This window comes from Paraburkholderia sp. UYCP14C (assembly GCF_004197395.1).
GTDB lineage: Bacteria > Pseudomonadota > Gammaproteobacteria > Burkholderiales > Burkholderiaceae > Paraburkholderia.
This window is the reverse complement of the sequence record NZ_SELS01000021.1, coordinates 109,064-131,088: the sequence shown is the minus strand read 5'-3', so window position 1 is coordinate 131,088 and position 22,025 is coordinate 109,064. Positions and strand designations below refer to the sequence as shown.

The 22,025-nt window shown below is 59.8% G+C and carries 21 protein-coding genes; 14 read left to right on the top strand and 7 right to left on the bottom strand.

Going from position 1 to position 22,025, the window contains the following annotated elements; all coding sequences use genetic code 11:
- Positions 1-18: 18 nt before the first annotated feature.
- From EVC45_RS20810 to EVC45_RS20790, 5 genes are all read right to left on the bottom strand, one after another.
- On the bottom strand, positions 19-345 hold the full coding sequence (locus tag EVC45_RS20810; RefSeq protein ID WP_129960123.1) for an HdeA/HdeB family chaperone: 327 nt from the start codon (positions 343-345) through the stop codon (positions 19-21).
- 33 nt (positions 346-378) lie between these two features.
- Positions 379-1,119, bottom strand: coding sequence for an acetoacetate decarboxylase (locus tag EVC45_RS20805; RefSeq protein WP_129960122.1), 741 nt, complete (start codon positions 1,117-1,119; stop codon positions 379-381).
- A complete protein-coding gene (locus tag EVC45_RS20800; RefSeq protein WP_129960121.1) occupies positions 1,116-2,279 on the bottom strand; it encodes a patatin-like phospholipase family protein in 1,164 nt (387 codons plus the stop codon). The genes EVC45_RS20805 and EVC45_RS20800 overlap by 4 nt, the downstream gene beginning before the upstream one ends.
- Positions 2,280-2,405: 126 nt before the next feature.
- Positions 2,406-2,828 carry a hypothetical protein gene (locus EVC45_RS20795; RefSeq protein ID WP_211193452.1) on the bottom strand — a complete coding sequence of 141 codons (423 nt, stop codon included), beginning with the start codon at positions 2,826-2,828 and terminating at the stop codon, positions 2,406-2,408.
- A gap of 127 nt (positions 2,829-2,955) precedes the next feature.
- Positions 2,956-3,357, bottom strand: coding sequence for a YidH family protein (locus EVC45_RS20790; protein WP_211193451.1), 402 nt, complete (start codon positions 3,355-3,357; stop codon positions 2,956-2,958).
- Positions 3,358-3,926: 569 nt separating this feature from the next.
- Between EVC45_RS20790 and EVC45_RS20785 the strand changes: the two genes are divergently transcribed.
- The 8 genes from EVC45_RS20785 (at position 3,927) to EVC45_RS20750 (ending at position 13,303) form a co-directional block, all read left to right on the top strand.
- On the top strand, positions 3,927-5,366 hold the full coding sequence (locus EVC45_RS20785) for an anaerobic sulfatase maturase (RefSeq protein WP_248295205.1): 1,440 nt from the start codon (positions 3,927-3,929) through the stop codon (positions 5,364-5,366).
- 165 nt (positions 5,367-5,531) lie between these two features.
- On the top strand, positions 5,532-7,022 hold the full coding sequence (locus tag EVC45_RS20780; protein ID WP_129960120.1) for an arylsulfatase: 1,491 nt from the start codon (positions 5,532-5,534) through the stop codon (positions 7,020-7,022).
- A gap of 110 nt (positions 7,023-7,132) precedes the next feature.
- Entirely contained in the window at positions 7,133-7,534 is a 402-nt protein-coding gene (locus tag EVC45_RS20775; protein ID WP_129960119.1) for a hypothetical protein, read from the top strand.
- A 263-nt stretch (positions 7,535-7,797) separates the two neighbouring features.
- Positions 7,798-8,586 carry a hypothetical protein gene (locus EVC45_RS20770; RefSeq protein ID WP_129960118.1) on the top strand — a complete coding sequence of 263 codons (789 nt, stop codon included), beginning with the start codon at positions 7,798-7,800 and terminating at the stop codon, positions 8,584-8,586.
- A gap of 129 nt (positions 8,587-8,715) precedes the next feature.
- Positions 8,716-9,924 (top strand): DUF3300 domain-containing protein, encoded by a 1,209-nt coding sequence (locus EVC45_RS20765; protein WP_129960117.1) that lies wholly within the window; start codon positions 8,716-8,718, stop codon positions 9,922-9,924.
- A gap of 25 nt (positions 9,925-9,949) precedes the next feature.
- Positions 9,950-10,894 carry a DUF2950 domain-containing protein gene (locus EVC45_RS20760; RefSeq protein WP_129960116.1) on the top strand — a complete coding sequence of 315 codons (945 nt, stop codon included), beginning with the start codon at positions 9,950-9,952 and terminating at the stop codon, positions 10,892-10,894.
- A gap of 53 nt (positions 10,895-10,947) precedes the next feature.
- Entirely contained in the window at positions 10,948-11,199 is a 252-nt protein-coding gene (locus EVC45_RS20755; RefSeq protein WP_129960115.1) for a hypothetical protein, read from the top strand.
- 310 nt (positions 11,200-11,509) lie between these two features.
- Positions 11,510-13,303 (top strand): radical SAM protein, encoded by a 1,794-nt coding sequence (locus EVC45_RS20750; protein ID WP_129960114.1) that lies wholly within the window; start codon positions 11,510-11,512, stop codon positions 13,301-13,303.
- Between the two features lie 75 nt (positions 13,304-13,378).
- Here EVC45_RS20750 and EVC45_RS20745 read toward each other — a convergent pair whose 3' ends face one another.
- Positions 13,379-13,828 carry a universal stress protein gene (locus tag EVC45_RS20745; protein ID WP_129960113.1) on the bottom strand — a complete coding sequence of 150 codons (450 nt, stop codon included), beginning with the start codon at positions 13,826-13,828 and terminating at the stop codon, positions 13,379-13,381.
- Positions 13,829-14,131: 303 nt separating this feature from the next.
- The gene (locus EVC45_RS20740) at positions 14,132-15,055 is read right to left on the bottom strand and encodes a LysR substrate-binding domain-containing protein (protein WP_129960112.1); all 924 of its coding nucleotides are present in this window, start codon (positions 15,053-15,055) and stop codon (positions 14,132-14,134) included.
- Between the two features lie 118 nt (positions 15,056-15,173).
- Between EVC45_RS20740 and EVC45_RS20735 the strand changes: the two genes are divergently transcribed.
- From EVC45_RS20735 to EVC45_RS20705, 6 genes are all read left to right on the top strand, one after another.
- Entirely contained in the window at positions 15,174-15,710 is a 537-nt protein-coding gene (locus EVC45_RS20735; protein ID WP_129960111.1) for a thiamine pyrophosphate-binding protein, read from the top strand.
- The gene (locus tag EVC45_RS20730; RefSeq protein WP_129960110.1) at positions 15,710-16,306 is read left to right on the top strand and encodes a thiamine pyrophosphate-dependent enzyme; all 597 of its coding nucleotides are present in this window, start codon (positions 15,710-15,712) and stop codon (positions 16,304-16,306) included. The genes EVC45_RS20735 and EVC45_RS20730 overlap by 1 nt, the downstream gene beginning before the upstream one ends.
- Positions 16,307-16,327: 21 nt before the next feature.
- Entirely contained in the window at positions 16,328-17,806 is a 1,479-nt protein-coding gene (locus EVC45_RS20725; RefSeq protein WP_129960109.1) for an aldehyde dehydrogenase, read from the top strand.
- Positions 17,807-18,037: 231 nt separating this feature from the next.
- Positions 18,038-19,330, top strand: a complete 1,293-nt coding sequence (locus EVC45_RS20720) for an MFS family transporter (protein ID WP_129960108.1) — start codon at positions 18,038-18,040, stop codon at positions 19,328-19,330.
- 219 nt (positions 19,331-19,549) lie between these two features.
- Positions 19,550-21,001 carry an NAD-dependent succinate-semialdehyde dehydrogenase gene (locus EVC45_RS20715; RefSeq protein ID WP_129960107.1) on the top strand — a complete coding sequence of 484 codons (1,452 nt, stop codon included), beginning with the start codon at positions 19,550-19,552 and terminating at the stop codon, positions 20,999-21,001.
- Positions 21,002-21,508: 507 nt separating this feature from the next.
- Positions 21,509-21,985: a carboxypeptidase regulatory-like domain-containing protein gene (locus EVC45_RS20705; RefSeq protein ID WP_129960106.1), complete on the top strand. Its 477-nt coding sequence runs from the start codon at positions 21,509-21,511 to the stop codon at positions 21,983-21,985.
- Positions 21,986-22,025: the final 40 nt, after the last annotated feature.

Genomic DNA, 22,025 nt, shown 5'->3' with positions numbered 1-22,025 from the left:
AGCGGGGAAGCCGGTCATTCAATGATGATCGAAGAGTTTGATCTGGCCACTCTTATACATCTTCCGTACCTTCTCGTGGAACGATGCCTTGGGGTCTTTCTGACATTCGGCGACCACCGCGGCGACGGGCGTCGCGGTGTCTTCGACCATCGTGTCGGTTTCCGTAATGCCGACCTTGTCGACGCCTGCCACCCAGTAGACCAGGGCTGGCCGGTAGACTTCGCCCACTGCGAGGAAGTCCTCACATTTCATTTTCATGGGATTCGCTTTCGTCGGTGCCTGAGCGAAGGCCGTCACGGCGAGAGCGGAACCAAGAAGAAGGGCACAGATAGCGCTGCGATGCATGTTGCTCTCCTCGATCAAATAACGCTGGGGCGCCTATCGGGCGAGATAGTCATGGACCACCGTTCCCAGACCCAGTGTCAGATCGGTCACGATGTGCACGCCGGAGATCACTTCGCGCACCGGCAGCGCAGCAACCGGTGCGAGCGCGTGGTGGAACAGCTCAATCGCGGCGGGTCCCTGCCACGCACCTTTGATCGTGATGTCTTCGCAGAAGTAGCGGACCAGTTCACAGATTCGAACCCGTCCATCCACATGAGGAATGATCTTGAGCAGGTAATTTGGCGCGGACAGCGAGGCGAGAATGTTGTCATGCGGCAGCGCACGATGCTTATATCCCATCGTGGCAACCGCGATTGGGATTTGACCGTAACGCAAAACCCCGCGAATCGTATCCTTTTCGACGCAAAGTACCGGCGACGCGAGTTTCTTGGGAAAGCCCCAGATTTCCCGGCCACCGGCAATGGGCGACATGTCGTCCAGATACATCGCATGGACGTAGCCACCGACCTGCCCCTGGAACCGCACCGGGATGACCTGGCCGCTTTCCGTGTAATCGCCGAAGCCGGTCGAATTGGGCATTCTGATGAACTCGAACTTCACGATCGGATCGGTCATCTCCAGCGGGGCGGGAATCATTTCGGCGAGCACCTCCGGATCGGTGCGATAGGTGACAATGAGGAACTCCCGATCGACAAAGCGATAGGGGCCCGGCGGAAACGCGGGGCTGGTGAGCGGCATCGCGAAAGCACGCTCCAGCACTTCCGATTCGGTCATGGTGTGTTCTCCTGGCACTGTGGAGTGAGATCGATTACCTTGATGTCGTGAGCGAGTTCCACGGCGTGACGCCACGCCTGACGCTCGATCGCGCTGCGCACGTCACCGAGCCCGCCTTCCCAGAGTTCGTTTACGGTTGCCCGCGAAAACTCGTAGTCCTTGAAGTCCGAAGATCGCGTGTTGTGATGGTTGGTAAAGTGCACGAGGGCGACCTCGCCCCGCGTACTTATCGCCGTTAGCCGCTGCACGTCAGGATCCGACTGGAGTTCGGGCGGAATCTTGTCGAGCATGCGGCGCAGCGATGCACGCAGTTCCTCCTGCTCCTTCAGGCGTGCTCCGCTAAAGCGCATCTTGCTTGCATACTGAAGGTCCTTTAAGCGCTCCTGGACCTGGCGCAGGTTTTCAGGCAGCCGGCCGGTGCCGCTGAAGACGTCGACCTGGACGACGACGCCGCTTTCCCGATAAGCCTCGTCGACCACGTACCACAGGGGCGTGTTGGAGGAGATTCCGCCGTCCCAATACCATTGGCCGTCAATGTTCACGGGCGGGAAGCCCGGTGGCAACGCTCCGCTTGCCATAACGTGTTCCGGAGCAATTCGGGTCTTCATACTGTCGAAGTACACGGAATCGCCTGTGCATACATTGACGGCGCCTAATGAAAGGCGCACACGCTTGCTATTGATCAGATCGAAGTCGACCAACTCCTCGAGTGTGGCTTTGAGCGGTTGCGTGTCGTAAAAGCTGATGGCGCCGAGGCTGCCTTCAGGCGCCATGAACGGCGGCGGTATGCGTGGCGAGAAGAAGCCCGGAACGCCCATCATCACCGCGGACGCGGCGCCCATCGCATTGAAGAATGGCCGCATCGGATCCAGTGATGCAGGCGGGACGAACGACGCGATTGACGAGGAACGCTCCCAGAACTCGCGGAGCTTCCTCACTCTCTGTTCCGCAGGATTACCTGCGATCAGTGACGCGTTGATTGCCCCGATAGACACCCCCGAGATCCAGTTGGGTTCCAGTCCCGCCTCGGCCAGCCCTTGGTAGACGCCTGCCTGATACGCTCCCAGCGCGCCGCCCCCCTGCAAGACGAGAATCCTGTTGGCGAATCTGCCCCAATCTACGGGAGCCTTCGAAGTGGGTGCCTTGGTCCGTGGGTTCATTGCGTTTCGCCTGTTGTCAGATGAATGGTTCGCAAACACGCCTGAATCCGTCGATCGCACGGGCGCAGGCGCCGGCATGAAGCTTAGGTCGGCGGCTCTTTGCAGGACCGACATTGGGAACGGCCATCAGCGATGGCTTTCCACTGAATCAGATTTGTGCAGGAGATGGGAAGCAATGCGAGTGACGAGGCCGCGCAGGACAAGATAGGGCACGATCGCGAGAACGAACGCCACGAAAACCACGCCTCCCGGATACACCTTGTGAATCACGATGATCTGGAATACGACGTCGAGAATCATCGCGAGGATGAACACTCTTCCCACACTTCTCCACCCGTCGCGGGCCATGTCCATCCGATGGCCCGGGTCTGTCATCAGTGCCCAGAAATACGGCGGCTTGCCGAGTTTCGCATCTCTCAACCCGGACAAAACCGCCAGCACGATCGCCATGGTCGGCTGAAGCACGAGACGAAACCTGAACGGCCCGGTCACCCGATCCGTCATCACATAGAGCACGCGCATAAAGTAGTCGTGGATATAGACATGCATGTCGCCCTCCAGTCGTCATGGCGCGGCATTAGAACCAGCTTTCGTTCATCCATCGAACTGGTTGGCACTGCCTGAGCGAGCATTTCGTACCCGACTTAAAAACCATCAGGCTGGCTTGTTCAATGCTTCAAAGCAGCCGGAAAACGATGCTGAGAAAAGCAAACGACCCCATGACAGCCATGATCAGCGCGATGACAAATGTAGGTCGCCAGATGCTGAAATGGCGATGCTGATTGATGTCAACCAGCGTCCTCCAATACTCGATGGTGCCCAGCACCATCGAAGCGGTTCCCATGCCGGTGAGAAACAGTCCCACACGCACCGGGCTATGCGGATGGGAGGTGTGAACGCCTGCTTCCTGGACGCTTTCCAGAATCTTGTAGATCGTGAAACCGAAGCTGATCATCGAGAGAGCGGTTCGAATCCACGCCATCAGCGAGCGATCGGCGGCCATCAGCGTGCGCCTGGCTGCGAGATCCGTGCGGTCCAGCGCGAGTTCGTTCGCTGAACGTGCCTGTGCGGTTTCCAAGTCAGTCTCCCAATCGCTGCGCCGCCCAGAACCAGAAGGAGAAATCGCCCGAGCGGCCGACGGGCCGTCTACGGTGAAGACGAAATACGCGACCAGGTTTATGCGGCCACACTTGAGAAGTACTCGAACGATTGCTAACCGATCAAGACAGAAAGGAGAGGAGAACGACGCATTCGGTCCGCCGGACGGAACCGTCGTATCGGCGTCGCTTGTAGTCTAGTGCAACCCCGCGCCTACAGCGAGTGCTTTTCTGGTGATGGAGACGTTCGGAAAGCCAAAGTTGGCGGGACGACGGAAATTCTCATTTCGCTGCGACCGGACCAACCGGACCGGTGCCGCTACATGCCGGGCCCGGCATCCTCCAACATAACGAGGGCCTTAAAGAAATTGGGCTTGCCCGGATGCCATATGCTATAACAACCAGCAGGGTCGACGTCGTGAATACCTCTTCGAGGAGCGATCCATGTTTGGCCCCGCCTCGATCAGAAACCTGTTGGTAGGTGGTGTTGGAAAGCCGACCTTGTCCAAGGCAACCTCCGGAATTTTCCAGCATCCGCCTGGAGAGCGACGTGACAGATTCGAAGCTGCCGTCAGAACCGCAAACAATCAGGCGTACCGATGGGACACCCGGTGCTAATCTCCCGCAGGATGCGCCACCGTGTTTTCATCTTCTGGCGAAAGCCAGTGGCTCTACCTGCAACATCGACTGCCAATACTGTTTTTTCCTTTCCAAGGACACACTCTATCCGGATGGTCATCACCGGATGTCCGAAGCGACGCTCGAGACTTACATTCGCCAGCTGCTGGAGTCGCATCGCACACCTCATGTGACAGTTGCGTGGCAGGGCGGAGAGCCGACTCTGATGCGACTCGATTTCTTTCGCCAAGCCGTTTCGCTGGTCGATAAGTACCGCAAGCCCGGACAGATTGTGAAGCACACGTTTCAGACCAACGGCATCCTTCTCGACGACGAATGGTGCAGTTTCTTCCGGGAACGCGATTTTCTTGTCGGCCTGAGTGTCGATGGACCGCGTGAGCTGCACGATGTCTACCGCGTCGATCGGAATGGACATGGCACGTTCGATCTGGTGATGCGCGGGTGGAAACTGCTTCAACAGCACAAGGTTGAATTCAACATCCTGTGTACGGTCAATGCGGCCAACGAAAATGACGGCCGTGCGGTTTACCGCTTTTTCCGTGACGAGCTCAAGGCGAAGTGGGTGCAGTTCATCCCGATCGTGGAGCGTGCCACGGAACAGACGATCGATCTGGCTAATCTCGGCTGGAGGGCCCAGTCGGGTCGCAAACGCGTCCTGTACACGCAGACTGGCAACCGGGTTACCAATCGATCAGTCGGCTCGAGACAGTACGGTCAATTTCTTCTGGACATATTCGAGGAGTGGATACGTCACGATGTAGGTCGCGTTTTCGTGCAGATATTCGATGTGACGCTGGAAGCGCTGTTTGGCCGCCATCTTTTGTGCATACACGCGCCCACCTGCGGCTTCGGTCCCGCACTCGAGTACAACGGCGATCTGTATTCCTGCGATCACTTCGTCGAGCCCGGATACCGCCTGGGCAACATTCACGACACGCACATGCTCGATCTCATGGCGTCGCCCGAACAGCGCCGCTTCGGGCTCGACAAGCGCGAGTCGCTGACGGCCCAATGCCGGGAATGCCAGGTAAGGGCGCTATGCAATGGCGGTTGTCCGAAGGACCGCTTCGCGCTGTCGCGCGATGGTGAGCCGGGACACAACTATCTGTGTGCCGGGCTCGAATTGTTCTTTCATCGCGCACGCCCGGCCATGCAGACGATGGCGAAGCTCCTGCAAAGTGGCCACGCTCCCTCTGAAGTGATGGCGATGACGATGGCCGAGGATAAACGTCGTGGTCCGTATGCGCCCTGTCCGTGTGGAAAAGGCCAGAAGTTTCGTTTCTGTCATGGAAACAATGCACCGGCCAGCCGGTTCGAGGGCGGTGTGCCGCGCGAGCGGCACCGCTTGTGACGGTATGGCTTTACACCTGTGCAGATTCACTGCGATTGCTCCCACTCCGCTCGAAGCATTGAAGTAGGTGAATGACGAACTGGTGGGGATCGCCCGCAGTCGATGCCGTCATCTGGCCAGGGTCGCATGGGTGACCTGGCTCCTTCTAAAAGGAAAGGAAGCATCATGGCTACAAAGCAACCCAATATCCTGATTCTCTGGGGAGACGACATCGGCTGGTGGAACATCAGCTTCAACAGCCGTGGACAGATGGGCTACCGGACCCCGAACATCGACCGGATTGCCAACGAGGGCGCGGCCTTTACGGATTACTACGGCCAGCAGAGTTGCACGGCGGGGCGGGCCGCTTTCATCACCGGCCAGAATCCGATCCGCACCGGCTTGACCAAGGTTGGCATGCCGGGCGCCGATATTGGACTGATGGATGAGGATCCGACGATCGCCGAATTGCTCAAGCCGCTAGGCTACGCGACCGGGCAGTTCGGCAAGAACCATCTGGGTGACAAGGACAAATTCCTGCCGACCATGCACGGCTTCGATGAGTTCTTTGGAAACCTGTATCACCTGAATGCGGAAGAAGAGCCTGAAGACCCGGACTACCCCAAAATGCCTGAATTCAAGAAGCGCTTCGGGCCACGCGGTGTGCTGCATTGCTTCTCCGACGGCAAGGGCGGCCAGACGATCGAGGACACCGGCGCGCTGACGAAGAAGCGCATGGAAACGATCGACGAAGAAACGACCGAGCATGCTTTGACGTTCATCGACAAGGCTCATAAGGAAGGCAAGCCGTTTTTCATGTGGTACAACACGACCGCGATGCACTTCAGGACGCATTGCGCGGAAAAGCACAAGGGCAAGAGCGGACAGGGCGACTATAACGATGTGATGGTTGCCCACGACGAGAATGTCGGCAGAATGCTCGGAAAGCTCGATGAACTGGGCATCGCCGAAGATACGATCGTCATGTATTCGACGGACAACGGACCGCATTACAACAGTTGGCCCGATGCCGGCATCACGCCGTTCCGGTCGGAAAAGAACACCAATTGGGAAGGGGGCTGGCGCGTACCCGCGTTTGTCCGATGGCCCGGAAAGATCCACGCGGGCACGGTGCTCAATGGAATCGTCGGCCATCAGGACTGGATGGTCACGCTGCTGGCCGCGGCGGGCGCGCCGGATATCAAGGAAAAGCTTATCCAGGGGCATCAGGCGGGAAGCAAGACTTTCAAGGTACACCTCGATGGTTTCAACTTGCTCCCCTATCTCTGCGGCGAGGTGAGCGAGTCCCCTCGGCAGTTCTTCTTCTACATCAGTGACGACGGGGATATTCTGGCGGTCCGGATGAAGGACTGGAAAATGGTGCTGCAGGAGCAGCGGGCCACAAAGCTGCAATGCTGGGCCGAACCGTTTGTCCCTTTGCGCATACCCAAGATGTTCAATCTTAGGCGTGATCCTTTCGAGCGTGCAGACGAGAACTCGAACACGTACTGGGACTGGGTGATTTCACACGCCTATCTGCTATACGCGATGCAGGCGGTCGTCGCGGGGCAAATTGAAGAGTTCACGAAATTCCCGCCACGCCAGAAGCCGGCCGCATTCAATCTGGATGCGGTGTTACGGCAACTGGAGGAGGCAGGTGGGAGCAAGGGGCACTGATTCACGAGTCGAGAACAAAGAAGACACTCGCCCACCAGAACGTCTTCGTTGAACTTTGATTCGGAGCGAAAGCGATGACCTGTCACGGACCGGGAAGCAGGGGACGACCGATGCCACAGAAAGGTAGTGAACGATTTGCGATCGTGAGATTCGTCGTGATTGCGCTCGTGGGACTGTTCGGCATGAACGATGCCTTGCGGGCCGCAAATCTGGCCTTCCTGCACGATACGCCAATGGCGTACGTGACACAGAGCGATCTGACTTCGATCGAGCATACGATCGACGACGTGCTCAACACGAAGCCTGACGGTCAGGCCAGCAACTGGAAGTCGGGACCAAGAAACGGTGTGCCGGTCGCCGCAGTCCTGACACCCGAGGCCACCCATCCGCAAGGCCAGCAGACATGCAGAACGGTTTTAGTGAAGCTTGAAGCAAAAGGGCAGGAAATGCTCCTGCGTCCACTTTATTGCCGGCAGGGGCAGGGCGAGTGGCAATTGCAGAAGCGCAACTGAGTTTCGACAGCCTTATGTTTGCCGCTTTCGTCACACGTAATCGCCGCACGCCGCCTTGCGCAGGGAAGCAATCTTTATCCGATCGTTTCGCAGTCTGCGCAGATCGGCCGTTCGGAATTGAGTCCGGTTCCCGACGACGCGTTTAATGAAGGGGATAAGAGGCGAAAGGCGTCCCTTGCATCGATGCTCAAAACAGGCGCGCTGCACTGGATGCAATGTGAGGCGTCGACCGAATGGAAAGCGGTCCTCGGTGAGATGATCAAATGCGACGAAATTGGCGGAGACTGAACCGGGAGTGTGCGACGGGCGTCGTCCTGCTCGCGTGCGCTTCGTCGGGCGAAGCACAGCAGCCGTCGACCGCGCAGACCCAGGACGGGTGGCAGTTTTCCATCACACCCTATCTCTGGATGGCCGGCCAGAGCGGAAGTGTGCGGATCGGCCAGACCATTCCGGCCCAGAACGTGGATGCGAGCTTCTCGAACATCTGGAGAAATCTCGACTTTGGCGTGATGGGTACCTTCGAGGCACGCAAGGGTCGCTGGGGAATCATCGTGGACGGGTTTTACGTCAGCGTCTCCAAAACCTCCGATCCGATTCTGGGTGGGGAACTGGGCACGGCACGAGGAAAACTCGACAACGGCGTGGTCGAGGTCGCAGGCGCCTATCGGGTTCTGCAGAGTGACCGCGTGCCGGTCGATGTGCTGGCCGGATTGCGATATACCAACCTCAACGCGAGCCTGTCGTTCTCACCGAGCGCCATATTGCCGGCAGGCGACGAGCGGAGTAAGGGAGTCAACTGGGTCGACGGGCTGGTCGGGGTACGCGCGACATATCGTTTCACCGACACATGGTCGGTCATGGGCTATGCCGATGCCGGCACGGGCGGCACCCGATACTCGTGGCAACTGGTGGGTGTGCTGTTCTGGAACATGACGAAGAACGTCGATCTAAGCGGGGGCTACCGCATTCTCGCGCAGGACTACAACACGTCCTCCTTTTACTACAACATCAGAACCGCCGGCCCGTTTGCAGGCGTGCGCGTACGGTTCTGACGTGAGTGCCGCGCAGAATCCCGGTATCGAACAATTTGGTGAAAGCTGGAGGGTCCGATCGTGAACCGGTTATGGCGATACATACGACACGGCTTGGTGGTTTGCGCCGTATTTGCCACGAGTGTGGCAATGCTGACTATCACGCCCGCATACCCAGTCTGGGCTCAGGGGGCGGTGAAGCTGACAAACCAGCAACTCGATTCACTGACCGCGCCGATTGCACTCTATCCCGACGCACTGCTCGCGCAGGTGCTGATGGCGGCGACCTTTCCACAGCAAGTGCAGGAAGCGGCAGCGTGGTCGAAGGCGAACTCCAAAATGCAGGGCGATGTCGCCGTGAAGGCAGTCGCGTCGCAACCGTGGGACCCGAGCGTGCAGTCGCTCGTCGCGTTTCCACAGGTGCTGGCGACCATGGCATCGAAGCCGGACTGGGTAAGCCAGCTCGGCGATGCATTTCTCGCACAGTCCGGCGATGTGATGGACTCCGTGCAACGGTTGCGCAAGCAGGCGCAGCAGGCTGGGAACCTGAAGTCGAATGACCAGCAGCACGTGATCGTCGCGCAGAATACCATCCAGATCCAGCCGGCGAACCCGCAGGTGGTCTATGTGCCAGCCTATAACCCCACCTATGTCTACGGACCCTGGCTCTATCCCGCGTATCCACCCGTGTACCTGCCGCCGCCGCCCGGATATGCGGTCGCGAACGGCTTTGCCGCCGGCCTCGCGTTCGGTGCCGGCGTTGCGGTCACCAGCGCGCTATGGGGCGGGTTCGACTGGGGGAATCACAGCGTCAACGTGAACGTCAACAACTTCAACAATCTCAACGTCAACCACCGGATCAATGCGACGAGTACCACGACGAACTGGAACCGCAACGCTTCGTTCGACCAACACACGTCCAGTTTTAACAGTGCGGATCACAATGCCTTCCGCGGGTACGACGGCTCACGGGAGCAGGCCATGCAGACGCTGGACCAGCGGACCGGCCAAAATCTCGGTGGCTCGGCCAATCAGCGCTTTCAGGACATGCACCAGTCCGGCGGCAGTGGAGATTTGCATAACAGCGCTGACTATGCCAATCGCGATAGTGCCTTGCGCGGCGCGGGCGATGGCGACGCGGAACGTCAGGACATGCAGCGAGGCCAGACGAGCCACGATGAATTTGCGAGCCACAACTTCAGCGATGACCGATCTGGTGGGGGCGGATTTGGCGGTGACGACCGGTTTGGCGGCGGCGACGACCGGTTCGGCGGTGGCGACCGCTTTGGTGGCGGAGGATTCGGGGGCGGGGACCGGTTTGGCGGAGGCGGGTTCGGAGGCGGTCGTTTTCGCCGGTAGAAGTGGAAATCGAGGAGAGTGCCTGATGAACTGCAACACCATACCTCGCAACAAGTGCGCGGGCGCCGTTACGGGGCACAGTCGGAAGCTCCTCATAGGTCAACTGGGTGCGGCTCTCGTCCTGCTTGCCAGCGCGTCGGGCGCTCAGGCGCAGGCTGTCTACCCTACGCCGGAGGCCACGGCCAGTGCGTTTGTCGATGCGCTTTCGAGTAACGATCCGCAAGCGTTGCGGCACGTGTTAGGCAGTGACTACCAGCGCTTCATTTCGGCGAAAAGCGTCGACAGGGGCGACCTTTACGACTTCCTCGCCGCGTGGTCGCAGAAGCACGAGATCGTCAGCGATTCCAAACAGGAAGGCGGGCATCAGGTGGCGCACCTGGCGGTTGGTGAAAGCGGCTGGCTGTTGCCGATCCCGATCATCAAGACTGACAAAGGCTGGCGTTTCGACCCGCGAGCCGGCCGCCAGGAAATTCTGACGCGCCGGGTCGGACACAACGAGCGTGCGGCCATGCTGACCTCGCTGGCCTATCTCGATGCGCAGCAGGAGTATCACCAGCAGATGAGTCACTACGCGCAGCGCTTCGTGAGTAGCCCGGGGCAACGGGACGGCTTGTACTGGTCACCAAAGCCCGGCGAGCAACCAAGTCCGCTGGGGCCGCTCGCGGCGGTCATGTCGCAATCAAACGAGATCGCCAGGGATGGTTATCACGGGTATCACTACAAGATCCTGACAGCACAGGGCCCTCATGCCAAAGGCGGCGCGCGGAGCTATCTGCAGGACGGTGTGCTACAGAACGGCTATGCGCTGGTCGCGTGGCCCGTCGACTATGCTTCCACGGGCGTGATGAGCTTCATGGTCAATCAGGACGGCCAAATTTACGAGAAGGATCTGGGACCGCAGGGCGCCCGTATTGCGCGGACGCTCGCAAAGTTTGATCCGGACAGCTCGTGGTCGATGGTTCGGCCTTGAGCGGGCATTGGACAGATCGAAGTCAGGAAGCTGCTTCAAGACAGGAGAGTATCGTGAAGAAGATTATCCGAATTGCAATGATCTCTGCGGCAGCGGTTTCCTCGACCGGCTGGGCACAGGGTACTGCCGCACCGAGCGGAAGCACTGATCCGATCGTGCAGATGCATATGCAAATCGATGCTGCCAACAAAGCATACGATCGAAAGGTTGCTGCTGCGAAGAAGGTTTTTGATAGCAAGAAAGCGGCAGCAGCGAAGGAGCGCGACGCGGCAATCGCACAGGCACGTAATGGTACGGGCCAGTAAAGAGCTAAGACCGGCCGAACTCCGGCAAGGTGCTGCGTCTCAAGCTGTTCGAGGATCGCATGCAAGCGCTGCGTCCTTTCGCTTTTGCCCATTCTAACGAGAAGGAGCCAGCTGATCCTGAGTTGCCACCAGCGGGATCCCAATCCCGGAAACCTGGTGCCTGCGGAATTGAATTGTCAACACAGCAGGAGCCCAGGCGGGTAGGATGCGCGTTGTTGTACTGCATGCCAGCTCACGATCCATCTTCAATTTCGGAAGACGGACTTCCTTCACGGTTTTGTGACTTCCAGACAGGGCGACAGAGCAGACCATGGACACGATCTACTCGATTTCTGACGGTTCCCGATTCTCTTTCGTCCTCATCAAGCCGACCCACTACGACGACGATGGCTACCCGATCCAGTGGCTCCGCTCGGTCATGCCTTCCAATACCCTCGCCTGTATGTATGCGCTCGCTGACGACGCGCGAAAGCGAAACCTGTTGGGCCCCGGCGTGCATTTCGAAATCGAAACATGCGACGAAACCAACCAGCGCGTGCGGCCAGAGCGCATCATTCGTGACCTGAAGGCAAAGGGCGGGAGATCGATGATTGGTCTGGTCGGTGTCCAGTCGAACCAGTACCCGCGCGCACTCGACCTCGCCCGCCAGTTCCGTGCCGCAGGCTTGCCGGTTGCGATCGGTGGCTTCCACGTTTCCGGCTGCATCTCCATGCTGCCCGAGATGCCCGCCGAGCTTACGGAAGCGCAAGCAATGGGTGTGGCGCTCTTCGCTGGGGAGGCCGAGGAACGGCGTTTTGATGAGGTCCTTCTCGACGCGTGGAATGGTGCCATGAAGCCCTTGTATAACTTCATGGACACGTTACCTTCGCTCGAAGGTGCTCCCCAGCCCTTCTTGCCGCGCAAGCATATCGAACGCACGGCAGGTACCTATACGTCGGTCGACCTCGGTCGTGGGTGCCCGTATCAGTGCTCGTTTTGTACCATCATCAACGTGCAGGGGCACAAGAGTCGCTTTCGTACCCCTGACGATCTCGAACACATCATCCGCGAGAACGCAAAACAGGGTATCGACCGGTTCTTCATCACGGACGATAACTTCGCCCGCAATCACGACTGGGAAATCCTTCTCGACCGCGTCATCGAACTTCGGGAAAAGCAAGGCATTCACTGCGGCTTCACGATCCAGGTCGACACGCTCTGTCACAAGATTCCAAACTTCATCGAGAAGGCAACGCGTGCGGGTGTACGTCGCGTGTTCATCGGGCTTGAGAATATCAATCCCGAGAATCTGATCGCGGCCAGGAAGCGGCAGAACAAGATCACCGAATACCGCGCGATGCTGCAGAAGTGGCGCACCCACGGTGCGATCACCTACGCTGGCTATATCATCGGATTCCCGGCAGACACGAAAGAATCGATCCTGCGCGACATCGAGATCATCAAGCGCGAATTGCCAATCGACATTCTCGAATTCTTCATGCTCACCCCGCTTCCTGGCTCCGAGGATCATCAGACGATGGTGAGGAACGGTGAATGGATGGACCCGGACATCAACAAATACGACACCAACCACCGGGTCACGCACCACTCGAAAATGTCGGACGCTGAATGGGAAGAAGCGTATCGGTGCGCGTGGAGCGCGTTTTACTCGTACGAGCACATCCGCACGATCGTCAAGCGGGCAGCGCAGATCCCGAACGGCCGACCGAAGACGATCATGCGCACCATCGCCTGGTTCAGACTGATGATTGAACACGAGGGTGTGCATCCGCTCGAAGGGGGAGCCTTGCGAATGAAACACCGCCGTGACCGCCGTTGGGGGCTACCGGTCGAATCTCGGCTTCGCTTCTATCCGCGCTACTGGAGCGAGACCGCTGTCAAGTTGACGAAATATCTGCGCTTCTACCTCAGGACAGAGGCTACCCTCAGGGAAGTCATGAAGGCGGCGGACCGTTACGCCTACACGGATATCGCCATTACGCCGCTGCAGGAAGAGGAGTTCGAGCAGCTTGGACTCTTTCACGCCACGAGCGGCGGCGAGGCAGCGCTGGCAGTCCACCACCGGCGGATTGCCATCCGGTCATCGGGCCCGTCCGCAGCGTGATGGCGTTCACCACGTCATTCAGTTTTGGCGGGAAACGAAATTAGCTGCCGGCTGACCAGGGTCATGAGCCTGGCCCTAGTCCCGGGTTTCAATCAGTACCGCACAGCGCGACCGTTCGATGATTTCTCCCGAGGTCGACGGGTTGGCCCAGCGGCGTAGCCGTGACAAATGGTGATGTCCCATCACGATGACCTCCGCAGTCAGCAGCCGGGCTTGTTCAATGACGACGTCGGCCGGATTTCCCGCGCAGAAGTGCTGTTCCACCTTGAGATCCCGATCGGCAAGCTGCCTGGCCGCGGCAGCCAGGACAGACTTTGCGAAAGATGTTTGCGCGTGTGCGGGCGGATAGGTCAGGCCATCTGGCGCGACACCGCTCTCGCAACCAGGGGGCAATGCGTAGGATGGGTCGACAACGCATAGCAGGTGTACGACTGCCGTACCTGGCGCCGCCACGCGGCCGGCCAGTTCGACGACTTGGGCACTCTGCGGCGAGCCGTCGAGCGGAACGAGGAGGATATTGAACACGGTAGGAGATCCCCTTCAATGATCGAATTGACGAGCAGGCTGTCATCGCTGCCAGGAAGCGTGTCGGGCCAAGGAGGTGTCGCAAATTCTGTGTGCTGAGGTTCAGCTGTTGCGCAGGTGAATCGCTCGCCGAATAGAATCGTGCGCCGATTGACGGGCAGGAGCAAGACACCATCAATACTCGACGGGATCAGCAGACCGTTGGCAGGCAACCAAAACCTCGAGGTGCTTCGCCGACACGATGTGTCGTGTGCCGGCCCGCAAAGCTTTGCAGCGGCCGTCCCTCGATAGCGTGACGTCAAACTAAAGCCACTGCGCTGGCCACTCCCCTCGTTCAACCGCGGATTTCATTTCTTCCACGAGAATTTCGGTCGCGCAGCGCACGGGTGCGGTGACGCGCCTGGTATTGGGCAATGCGAGTGCGATCTGCCGTCGTAAGTCGGGCTTCGTGAGAGGAGCCGCCTTCAGTTCTCCGCGCGTCAGCTCGTCGCGCACGGCGATGGCGGGCAGGATCGTGAAGCCGTGACCCGTCATGACCAGCGCCTTTTGCACATCCATCGAGTTCGTCTCCGTCACGAGGTCCAGCTCGACGCCCGAGTCCAGGCACGCCTGATCGAGCAGGCTTCGAATGCCATGGGGGGCGCTCGGAAGGATCATCGGCCACTGAGCCAGCTCCGCGAACGAGACTGCCACGGAAGGCTCGAGTGACGAGTCGTTGGGTCCCACGACGTAAAGCTGCTCTTCCAGCAGCGGGCGCGCATTGATGGCCGGGAGCGCTTTCGGGTTGTAGAGCAACGCCGCGTCGACTTCTCCGGATTCCAGCCATTGTTGAAGATGTCCCGCATAGCCGACCGTCAAGCGGATGCGGATGCCGGGGTAGCGCATCTTCGCGGCGCTGATCAGTGCACCGGCGAGCAGGTTCGCGGTGCTCGGCAGCAGACCGATCGTCGCTACGCCCGAAACCGTTCCCATGGCTGGCTTTATTTCGGCGCGTGCCCGGTCGAGTTCGAACAGCGCGCGCCGCGCGTACTCGACGAGGATGTCGCCGGCTTCGGTTAGCTCCATCCCGTACCTGCCACGGTCGAAGAGTGGCGCACCCACATCCTCTTCCAGCAGCTTCAGGTGCCGCGAGACAGCCGGCTGAACGATATGCAGAAGGCCGGCAGCGCGGGTCACGCTGCCGGTCTCGGCCACGGCGAGCAGTGCTCGTAACTGTTTGATGTCCATGCGAAATAACCCAAGCCGAGCCATGCCGTTTCGTGATTTCTGAATCACGAATGTCTATTGGTAGCCACTTCGTATCTCATTTTATGATGACCCCGCCACTTTGTTAAGGAGCGCAAGTATGAGTACCGCTGTGGGGCATCCGCCGGCCTGGCAGGAAGCCATTTTTTCGGTCTTGAAGACAGGCGGCGTGCAACAGGTCGCCTATGTGCCCGATGCCGGACATTCCCACGTGATTCGCCGTGCACGCGAAGACGCTGAAATCGAGGACGTCGTCCTGACCACCGAGGAGGAAGGTGTTGCCGTGGTGAGCGGCGCATGGCTCGGCGGCAAGCGCGCGGTGTTGCTGATGCAAAGCAGCGGCGTCGGCAATTGCGTGAACATGTTCTCGCTGCTGGGCAGCTGCCGCTTCCCGTTCTTCACCCTGGTCACCATGCGGGGAGAGTACGCGGAGTTCAACCCATGGCAGGGCCCGATGGGCAAAACGACCCAGGCGGCGCTCGAGCTGATGGGCATTACCGTGCTGCGCGCCAACACGCCCGAGGAGGTCGAGGAAATCGTGAGCGCGGGGTTCGATGCCGCGTTCGAAGCTGGGGAGCGTGTTGCTGTGCTGCTGTCGCAAAGCCTCATTGGCCGCAAGAAGTGGGAGAGAAAGTGATGACACAAGTGAAAGACACGCCGTCGATCGATCGGCGCAAATTCGTCGCGGAGCTGCTGGCCGGTGTGCCACAGGCTCTCGTCGTTACCGGCCTCGGTTCGCCGTCCTACGATGTCTTCGCCGCAGGCGAGCGCGACGAGAACTTCTACCTCTGGGGCGCGATGGGCGGATCTGCCGCTCTCGGACTCGGTCTGGCTCTCGCTCAACCGGATAAATCCGTCGTCGTGGTGACCGGTGATGGCGAGGCGCTGATGGGTGTCGGCGCACTAGGCACGATCGGCGCGAAGCAACCGCGAAATCTCACGGTGGTCGTCCTCGACAACGGGCACTACGGCGAGACCGGCATGCAGCAAAGTCATTCGAGCCTCGGCACGAGCCTCGTCGCCGTCGCGAAGGGGTTCGGCCTCGCCGACTCGTTCGAGGTCAGGGATGGCCGCGACGTCGCGCAGGTGATCGAGCGCGTCAACAGCCGTCGCGGCACGGCGTTCGCGCAAGTGCATATCGGCACCGAGGAACCGCCGCGCGCGTTGCCCGCCCGCGATGGCGTGTTCATCAAGAACCGTTTCCGCGCCAGCCTCGGCTATCAACCCTTCTAATCCGTCCGTCGAGAGGCCGCTATGGAACGCTACTACCACTATATCGACGGCGCACGCTGCGAGCCAAAGTCCGGCGCCTGGTTTGCCACCGACAACCCGTTCACGGGCGAGCCGTGGGCCGAGATCGCCCGCGGTAACGAGGCGGACGTGGATCGCGCCGTCAAAGTCGCGCATCAGGCCTTCTCGACGGGAGCGTGGCGCGAGTTGTCCGCGAGCGCGCGGGGGGCATTGCTGTGCCGAATCGCGGATCTCATCGCCGCGAACGCAGCACGCCTTGCGGAAATCGAAGTGCGGGACAACGGCAAGCTCTATGCGGAAATGCATGCGCAAGCGCAGTATCTCCCGCAGTGGTATCGCTACTATGGCGGCCTTGCCGACAAGATTCAGGGCCGTGTGATCCCGCTGGACAAGAAGGGCTACTTCAACTTCACCCGTCGCGAGCCGCTGGGTGTGGTCGGGATCATCACGCCGTGGAATTCGCCGTTGATGCTGCTTGCGTGGAAACTGGCTCCGGCGCTCGCCGCGGGTTGTACCGCAGTCATCAAGCCGTCCGAGTTCACTTCGGCATCGACGCTCGAACTCGTCGAGCTGTTCGAGCAGGCGGGTTTCCCGAAGGGTGTCGTCAACGTCGTGACCGGGTTCGGCAAAGAGGTCGGAAGCGAACTCGTTTCCCATCCTCTGGTGCGCAAGATAACGTTCACCGGCGCTGATTCAACGGGACGTCAGATCAACCAGGCCGCCGCTCGTGACTTCAAGCACGTCGGTCTGGAGTTGGGTGGGAAATCGCCGAACGTCATTTTCGACGACGCAAACCTCGATGATGCCGTCAACGGCGCCGTGTCGGGCATCTTCGCCGCAACCGGTCAGACATGTATCGCCGGTTCGAGACTTCTCGTGCACGCGAAAGTCCACGACGAAGTTGTCGAGCGTGTCGTCAATCTCGCACGGACCGCGCGTATGGGTAACCCCATGCACGTAGAGACTCAGGTCGGCCCCATCACGACGCGGCCGCAGTTCGAAAAAGTCCTCGGGTACATCGAAGTCGCGCGTGGCGAAGGCGCCGAGTTGGCGCTGGGCGGAAAGGTCGCTGAAGGTCCTGAATGCGGGTCCGGATGGTTCGTGGAGCCGACCATCTTCACAGGTGTCGACAACAGCATGCGGATCGCGCAGGAAGAAGTCTTTGGCCCGGTGTTGTCGGTGATTCGCTTCGAGACGGAAGAGGAGGCCGTTGCAATTGCAAACGACGTGCGATTCGGTCTCGGCGCCGGCGTGTGGACGAGCGACATCGGCCGCGCGTTCCGCATGTCCGAGCGCATCGAATCGGGCACCGTGTGGGTCAACACGTACCGCGCGGTCAGCTATCTGTCGCCGTTCGGAGGTTACAAGGATTCCGGCCTCGGACGTGAGAATGGTATCGATGCAATCAACGAGTACCTTCAAACCAAGAGCGTGTGGATCAACACGGGCGCGCCGAACGGAAATCCGTTCGTGCTGAAGTAGCGACTCGGGCGGCAACGAATCCGGGCTGCGGCGCTGCCAGTGGCTGGGCGTGTATTCAAGGCGAGGCAATCTCGCCGCATTTGAAGAGACCTCGCGGTGTCAGCCGATGCTGTCGACTGTAGAACACAATGCGCGAACGCAGGAGTAAAGCAGTTCGCATATCTGATCAATGGAACGGTCCATAAAGCGGCGGCAGACCGCGGCAATGGCCTTCTGATCCAGGAGACATTGATGAAAACCCCTTATTTGCCGTTCGACGCGACGGCTACGTCAGCAGATACGCGGCGGCGAATCCGCGCCATTCTCAGCGCGTCCTCCGGCAATCTTGTCGAGTGGTTCGATTTCTTCGTCTACTCGTTCTGTTCGCTGTATTTTGCCCACGCGTTCTTTCCGTCAGGCGATCGCACGACCGAACTCCTCAACACCGCCGGAGTTTTCGCGGCCGGATTTCTGATGCGGCCTATCGGCGGCTGGTTCTTTGGACGTCTCGCGGACCGGGCCGGCCGTAAGAAAGCGATGGTGGTGTCCGTTCTGATGATGTGCGGCGGCTCTCTCGCGATCGCCGTGATGCCTACCTATGCGCAAATCGGCGCGGCGGCACCCGCATTGCTGCTGCTCGCGCGTTGCTTGCAGGGCCTGTCGGTCGGCGGCGAGTATGGCACGAGCGCGACGTACATGAGTGAAGTTGCGCAACCGGGCCGGCGCGGCTTCTTTGCTTCTTTCCAATATGTGACGGTAATCGGTGGACAGGTCGCCGCGCTCTTCGTCGTAGTGTTGCTGCAGAGGTGGCTTACGAACGAGCAGCTGACCACCTGGGGCTGGCGGATACCGTTCGGACTAGGGGCGGTCGGCGCGATTGTGGCTGTCTACCTGCGCCGCTCGCTCGATGAAACGACTACCGCTCATACGCGAGACCGTGAGGATGCCGGCTCACTCAAGGCGCTCGTTGCGCATCGTCGTGCGCTGCTGACCGTCATTGGGTTCACCGCCGGCGGGTCACTCGTCTTCTACACGTTCACGACGTACATGCAGAAATACCTCGTGAACACGGTCGGCATGCCCGCGAAAACCGCAAGCGCGGTAATGACCGGGGCGCTTATCGTCTACATGCTGATGCAGCCCGCATTTGGCGCGTTATCCGACATCATGGGCAGGCGGCGCTCGATGATGCTGTTTGGCCTTCTTGCAGCCTGCGGGACCGTTCCGTTCTTCGCGCTGCTCAGAGGGCTACATGATCCGATTCTGGCCTTCGTATTGATCGTGGGAGCGTTGGCGGTCGTGAGTCTTTACACGTCGATTAGCGGAATCGTGAAGGCGGAACTGTTTCCCGCGGAAGTTCGCGCGCTCGGCGTCGGTCTGCCTTACGCGATCGCAAATGCCATCTTTGGTGGGTCGGCAGAATATGCCGCGCTGTCGATGAAGGCCGCAGGTGTCGAATCAAGCTTCTTCTGGTACGTTTCGGCATTGGGGATCATCGTCTGTTTGGTGTCGCTCAGGATGCCGCGGAGCTATTTGGTTGATTGACAGGAAGCCAGTCAGGCCAGGCGCTCGATTCATTCTCGCGGCAGGGTCTGGCGGAGCGGTCCTCCAGACTCGGGCGGATTTCGATACCATACGTAGCAACGCAGCAGATGGACGGGGGGCGATGAATCGAAGTCGCTGATCCGTCGGAACATTCCGGCAAGTCGCCCGTCGAATTGCCGGGACACCATCAAGGTGCAACAAGCAGCGTGGGGATCACACATGAAACTCCAGTGCTCAAGTCTCTTCCAGCAATCGGCCTACGTCGCCGGCTCATGGGTCGATGACACGGATCTTCCCAGGATTGCAGTCACGAATCCGGCAACGGGGGAAACGCTAGGCTCGGTACCGCAAGTCACTGCGGAACACGTGGAAGATGCTATTACATCCAGTGCGGCCGCATTTCAGGAGTGGCGAGACTGGAGCAGCCGTGAACGCGCTTCCGTCCTGAAGGAGTGGGCGGCACTGGTCCTCACTCATCGTGAGGACCTGGCAATGATCCTGTGCCTGGAGCAAGGCAAGCCTCTGCACGAAGCCCGCTCGGAAATATCGCAAGCCGCAAACTACCTCGAGTGGTTTGGCGAAGAAGCGCGCCGGATCTACGGCGACAACATTCCCGCGCCCCGTCGCAATCAGCGTATCCGGGTGCTGCATCAGCCCATCGGAGTGTGCGGCGCCCTCACGTCCTGGACGTTCCCGTCGTCGATGGTCGCGAGGCGACTGGGAGCGGCACTCGCCGCAGGCTGCAGCGTAATACATCATCCCGACCCAAAGACCCCATTCTCGGCGCTTGCGCTATGCCTGCTCGGCGAAAGCGCAGGTGTGCCCAGAGGCGTGCTATCGGTACTCACAGGCGCAAGCGATTCAATCGGCCTCGCGCTCGCGTCGAGCCCGAAAGTCAGAAAAATCTCTTTTACGGGGGCCGTTGAAGATGGCAAGCGTTTGATGGCCATGTGCTCTTCAACGGTCAAAAAAGTGTCGCTTGAACTGGGAGCGAACTGTGCGTTCATTGTGTTCAATGACGCGGACGTCGATCTGGCTGTCAAAGGAGCGCTCGATGCGCGTTTCAGGCACTCTGGCCAGGCAGCCATGTGCGCGAATCGATTCTTCGTGCACGAAGATGTTTACGAAAGCTTCGTTTCCAAACTCGTATCCAGAGTAGCCGCATTGAAAGTGAGTGACGGCCTCTCCGAAGGTGCTCAGATCGGACCGCTCATCAATGATGACGCAGTGACACGCATCGAAAATCTGGTTGGCGACGCGGTGCGCTCGGGCGCGTCGATCGCGACTGGCGGGTCGCGTTTGTCTCCCGGATCAAACTTCTTCCGACCCACTGTGCTGACGAATGTCGAGCCGGAGATGGGCGTTTGCGGCGACGAAGTTCTAGCGCCGATTGCGAATGTGCTTCGCTTTACCGACGAGGCGCAAGTGATCGATCAAGCGAACGATACGCGGACGGGCCTTGCCGCCTATTTCTATACCTCGGAAATTAGCCGCGCCTTCCGTGTGATGGAGGCTCTCGAGACCGGCGTCGTCGGCGTCAACGATAGCCTCGTGTTCAACGAGGTAGCACCGTTTGGTGGGATCAAGGAATCGGGTATGGGGCGTGAGGGAGCGCATTCCGGAATCGAAGCATATCTCGAAGCTAAATACGTTTGCTTCGGAAATCTTTGACCCACTCGTCGTGGACGCTGGAGCGAGTGACTGGAGCCGCAATCGCTGCGTCCACGATTTGCCCGTCGCGCGAGTATAGACATGGCGACGTCCTCCTGACCTCAGCAGCGGGTCCGCACAATTGCGTCTCTTTGAACATAGACGATTGAACGGGTGTCACAAGATCGAGGCGACGTCTCGCAGAGAGGTTCTCATGAATGTCTTATCAGTTCTGGCCCGGGAATCGACCGTTCCGTTGCTGATTCGGCCACGACCACAGGCTCGCTGATCCCGTGGAACAATTGCGGGGCGTACATGGCAGTGACACCTGGTGCGCCTACACTCAACTTCGCGCCCAATGTTCTATTATGCGAAGTAAGTCCGCCAATGACGGTGGCGATCGCCTACGCGGGTATTCGCATGCCACGCGTGCGCGCTGCGCAAACCGGTATTGCAAGCGTTCTTCCGTCCGACGGGCCGGGCACGGACTCTAACCGGCAGTCGGCAATACTGTAAGGAGCAGTCACGATGAAAATGCAACGAAACGCTCCCCGGATCGCGTCGACCCTGCTCGTCGCGGCGTTCACACTCGTTCAGGCAGGCGTCGCAGTGGCGCAGACGGCAACTCCGCAGGCCGCCAGCGAGATCCATTCAACCGGCATGCCAGCCACGCAGCAGCAGGGCGGCATATCGTTCGTGTCCGGCGGAGTCGGTCGCGACGAGTCGACCGCGCTGCGACAGGCGCGCAGGCAGTGGCCGTTGTCTCTGCAGTTCACCGGACCCGGTGCGAGCTATGTGGCCGACGTCCAGGTGCGGATCGCCAAAGCTGGCGGCGCGACCGTGCTCGATACCACGTCGAAGGGGCCGTACATGCTCGTGCGGTTGCCACAAGGGCGCTATACGGTCAGCGCCACTTACAGCGGCGTGACCAGAAGCGAGTCCGTGAACGTCCATGGCAATGGCAGCGCGCGCGCGACGTTCGCGTTTCCGTCCACCCACAACTGAGCGCGGTCGCGACGCCCGCGCCGAAGATTGCGCGCGTCGC

Coding starts and splice junctions, on each gene's coding strand:
- EVC45_RS20810 (WP_129960123.1), bottom strand. CDS start 345: ATGCATCGCAGCGCTATCTGTGCCCTTCTTCTTGGTTCCGCTCTCGCC.
- EVC45_RS20805 (WP_129960122.1), bottom strand. CDS start 1,119: ATGACCGAATCGGAAGTGCTGGAGCGTGCTTTCGCGATGCCGCTCACC.
- EVC45_RS20800 (WP_129960121.1), bottom strand. CDS start 2,279: ATGAACCCACGGACCAAGGCACCCACTTCGAAGGCTCCCGTAGATTGG.
- EVC45_RS20795 (WP_211193452.1), bottom strand. CDS start 2,828: ATGCATGTCTATATCCACGACTACTTTATGCGCGTGCTCTATGTGATG.
- EVC45_RS20780 (WP_129960120.1), top strand. CDS start 5,532: ATGGCTACAAAGCAACCCAATATCCTGATTCTCTGGGGAGACGACATC.
- EVC45_RS20775 (WP_129960119.1), top strand. CDS start 7,133: ATGCCACAGAAAGGTAGTGAACGATTTGCGATCGTGAGATTCGTCGTG.
- EVC45_RS20770 (WP_129960118.1), top strand. CDS start 7,798: ATGCGACGAAATTGGCGGAGACTGAACCGGGAGTGTGCGACGGGCGTC.
- EVC45_RS20765 (WP_129960117.1), top strand. CDS start 8,716: ATGCTGACTATCACGCCCGCATACCCAGTCTGGGCTCAGGGGGCGGTG.
- EVC45_RS20760 (WP_129960116.1), top strand. CDS start 9,950: ATGAACTGCAACACCATACCTCGCAACAAGTGCGCGGGCGCCGTTACG.
- EVC45_RS20750 (WP_129960114.1), top strand. CDS start 11,510: ATGGACACGATCTACTCGATTTCTGACGGTTCCCGATTCTCTTTCGTC.
- EVC45_RS20740 (WP_129960112.1), bottom strand. CDS start 15,055: ATGGACATCAAACAGTTACGAGCACTGCTCGCCGTGGCCGAGACCGGC.
- EVC45_RS20735 (WP_129960111.1), top strand. CDS start 15,174: ATGAGTACCGCTGTGGGGCATCCGCCGGCCTGGCAGGAAGCCATTTTT.
- EVC45_RS20730 (WP_129960110.1), top strand. CDS start 15,710: ATGACACAAGTGAAAGACACGCCGTCGATCGATCGGCGCAAATTCGTC.
- EVC45_RS20725 (WP_129960109.1), top strand. CDS start 16,328: ATGGAACGCTACTACCACTATATCGACGGCGCACGCTGCGAGCCAAAG.
- EVC45_RS20720 (WP_129960108.1), top strand. CDS start 18,038: ATGAAAACCCCTTATTTGCCGTTCGACGCGACGGCTACGTCAGCAGAT.
- EVC45_RS20715 (WP_129960107.1), top strand. CDS start 19,550: ATGAAACTCCAGTGCTCAAGTCTCTTCCAGCAATCGGCCTACGTCGCC.
- EVC45_RS20705 (WP_129960106.1), top strand. CDS start 21,509: ATGAAAATGCAACGAAACGCTCCCCGGATCGCGTCGACCCTGCTCGTC.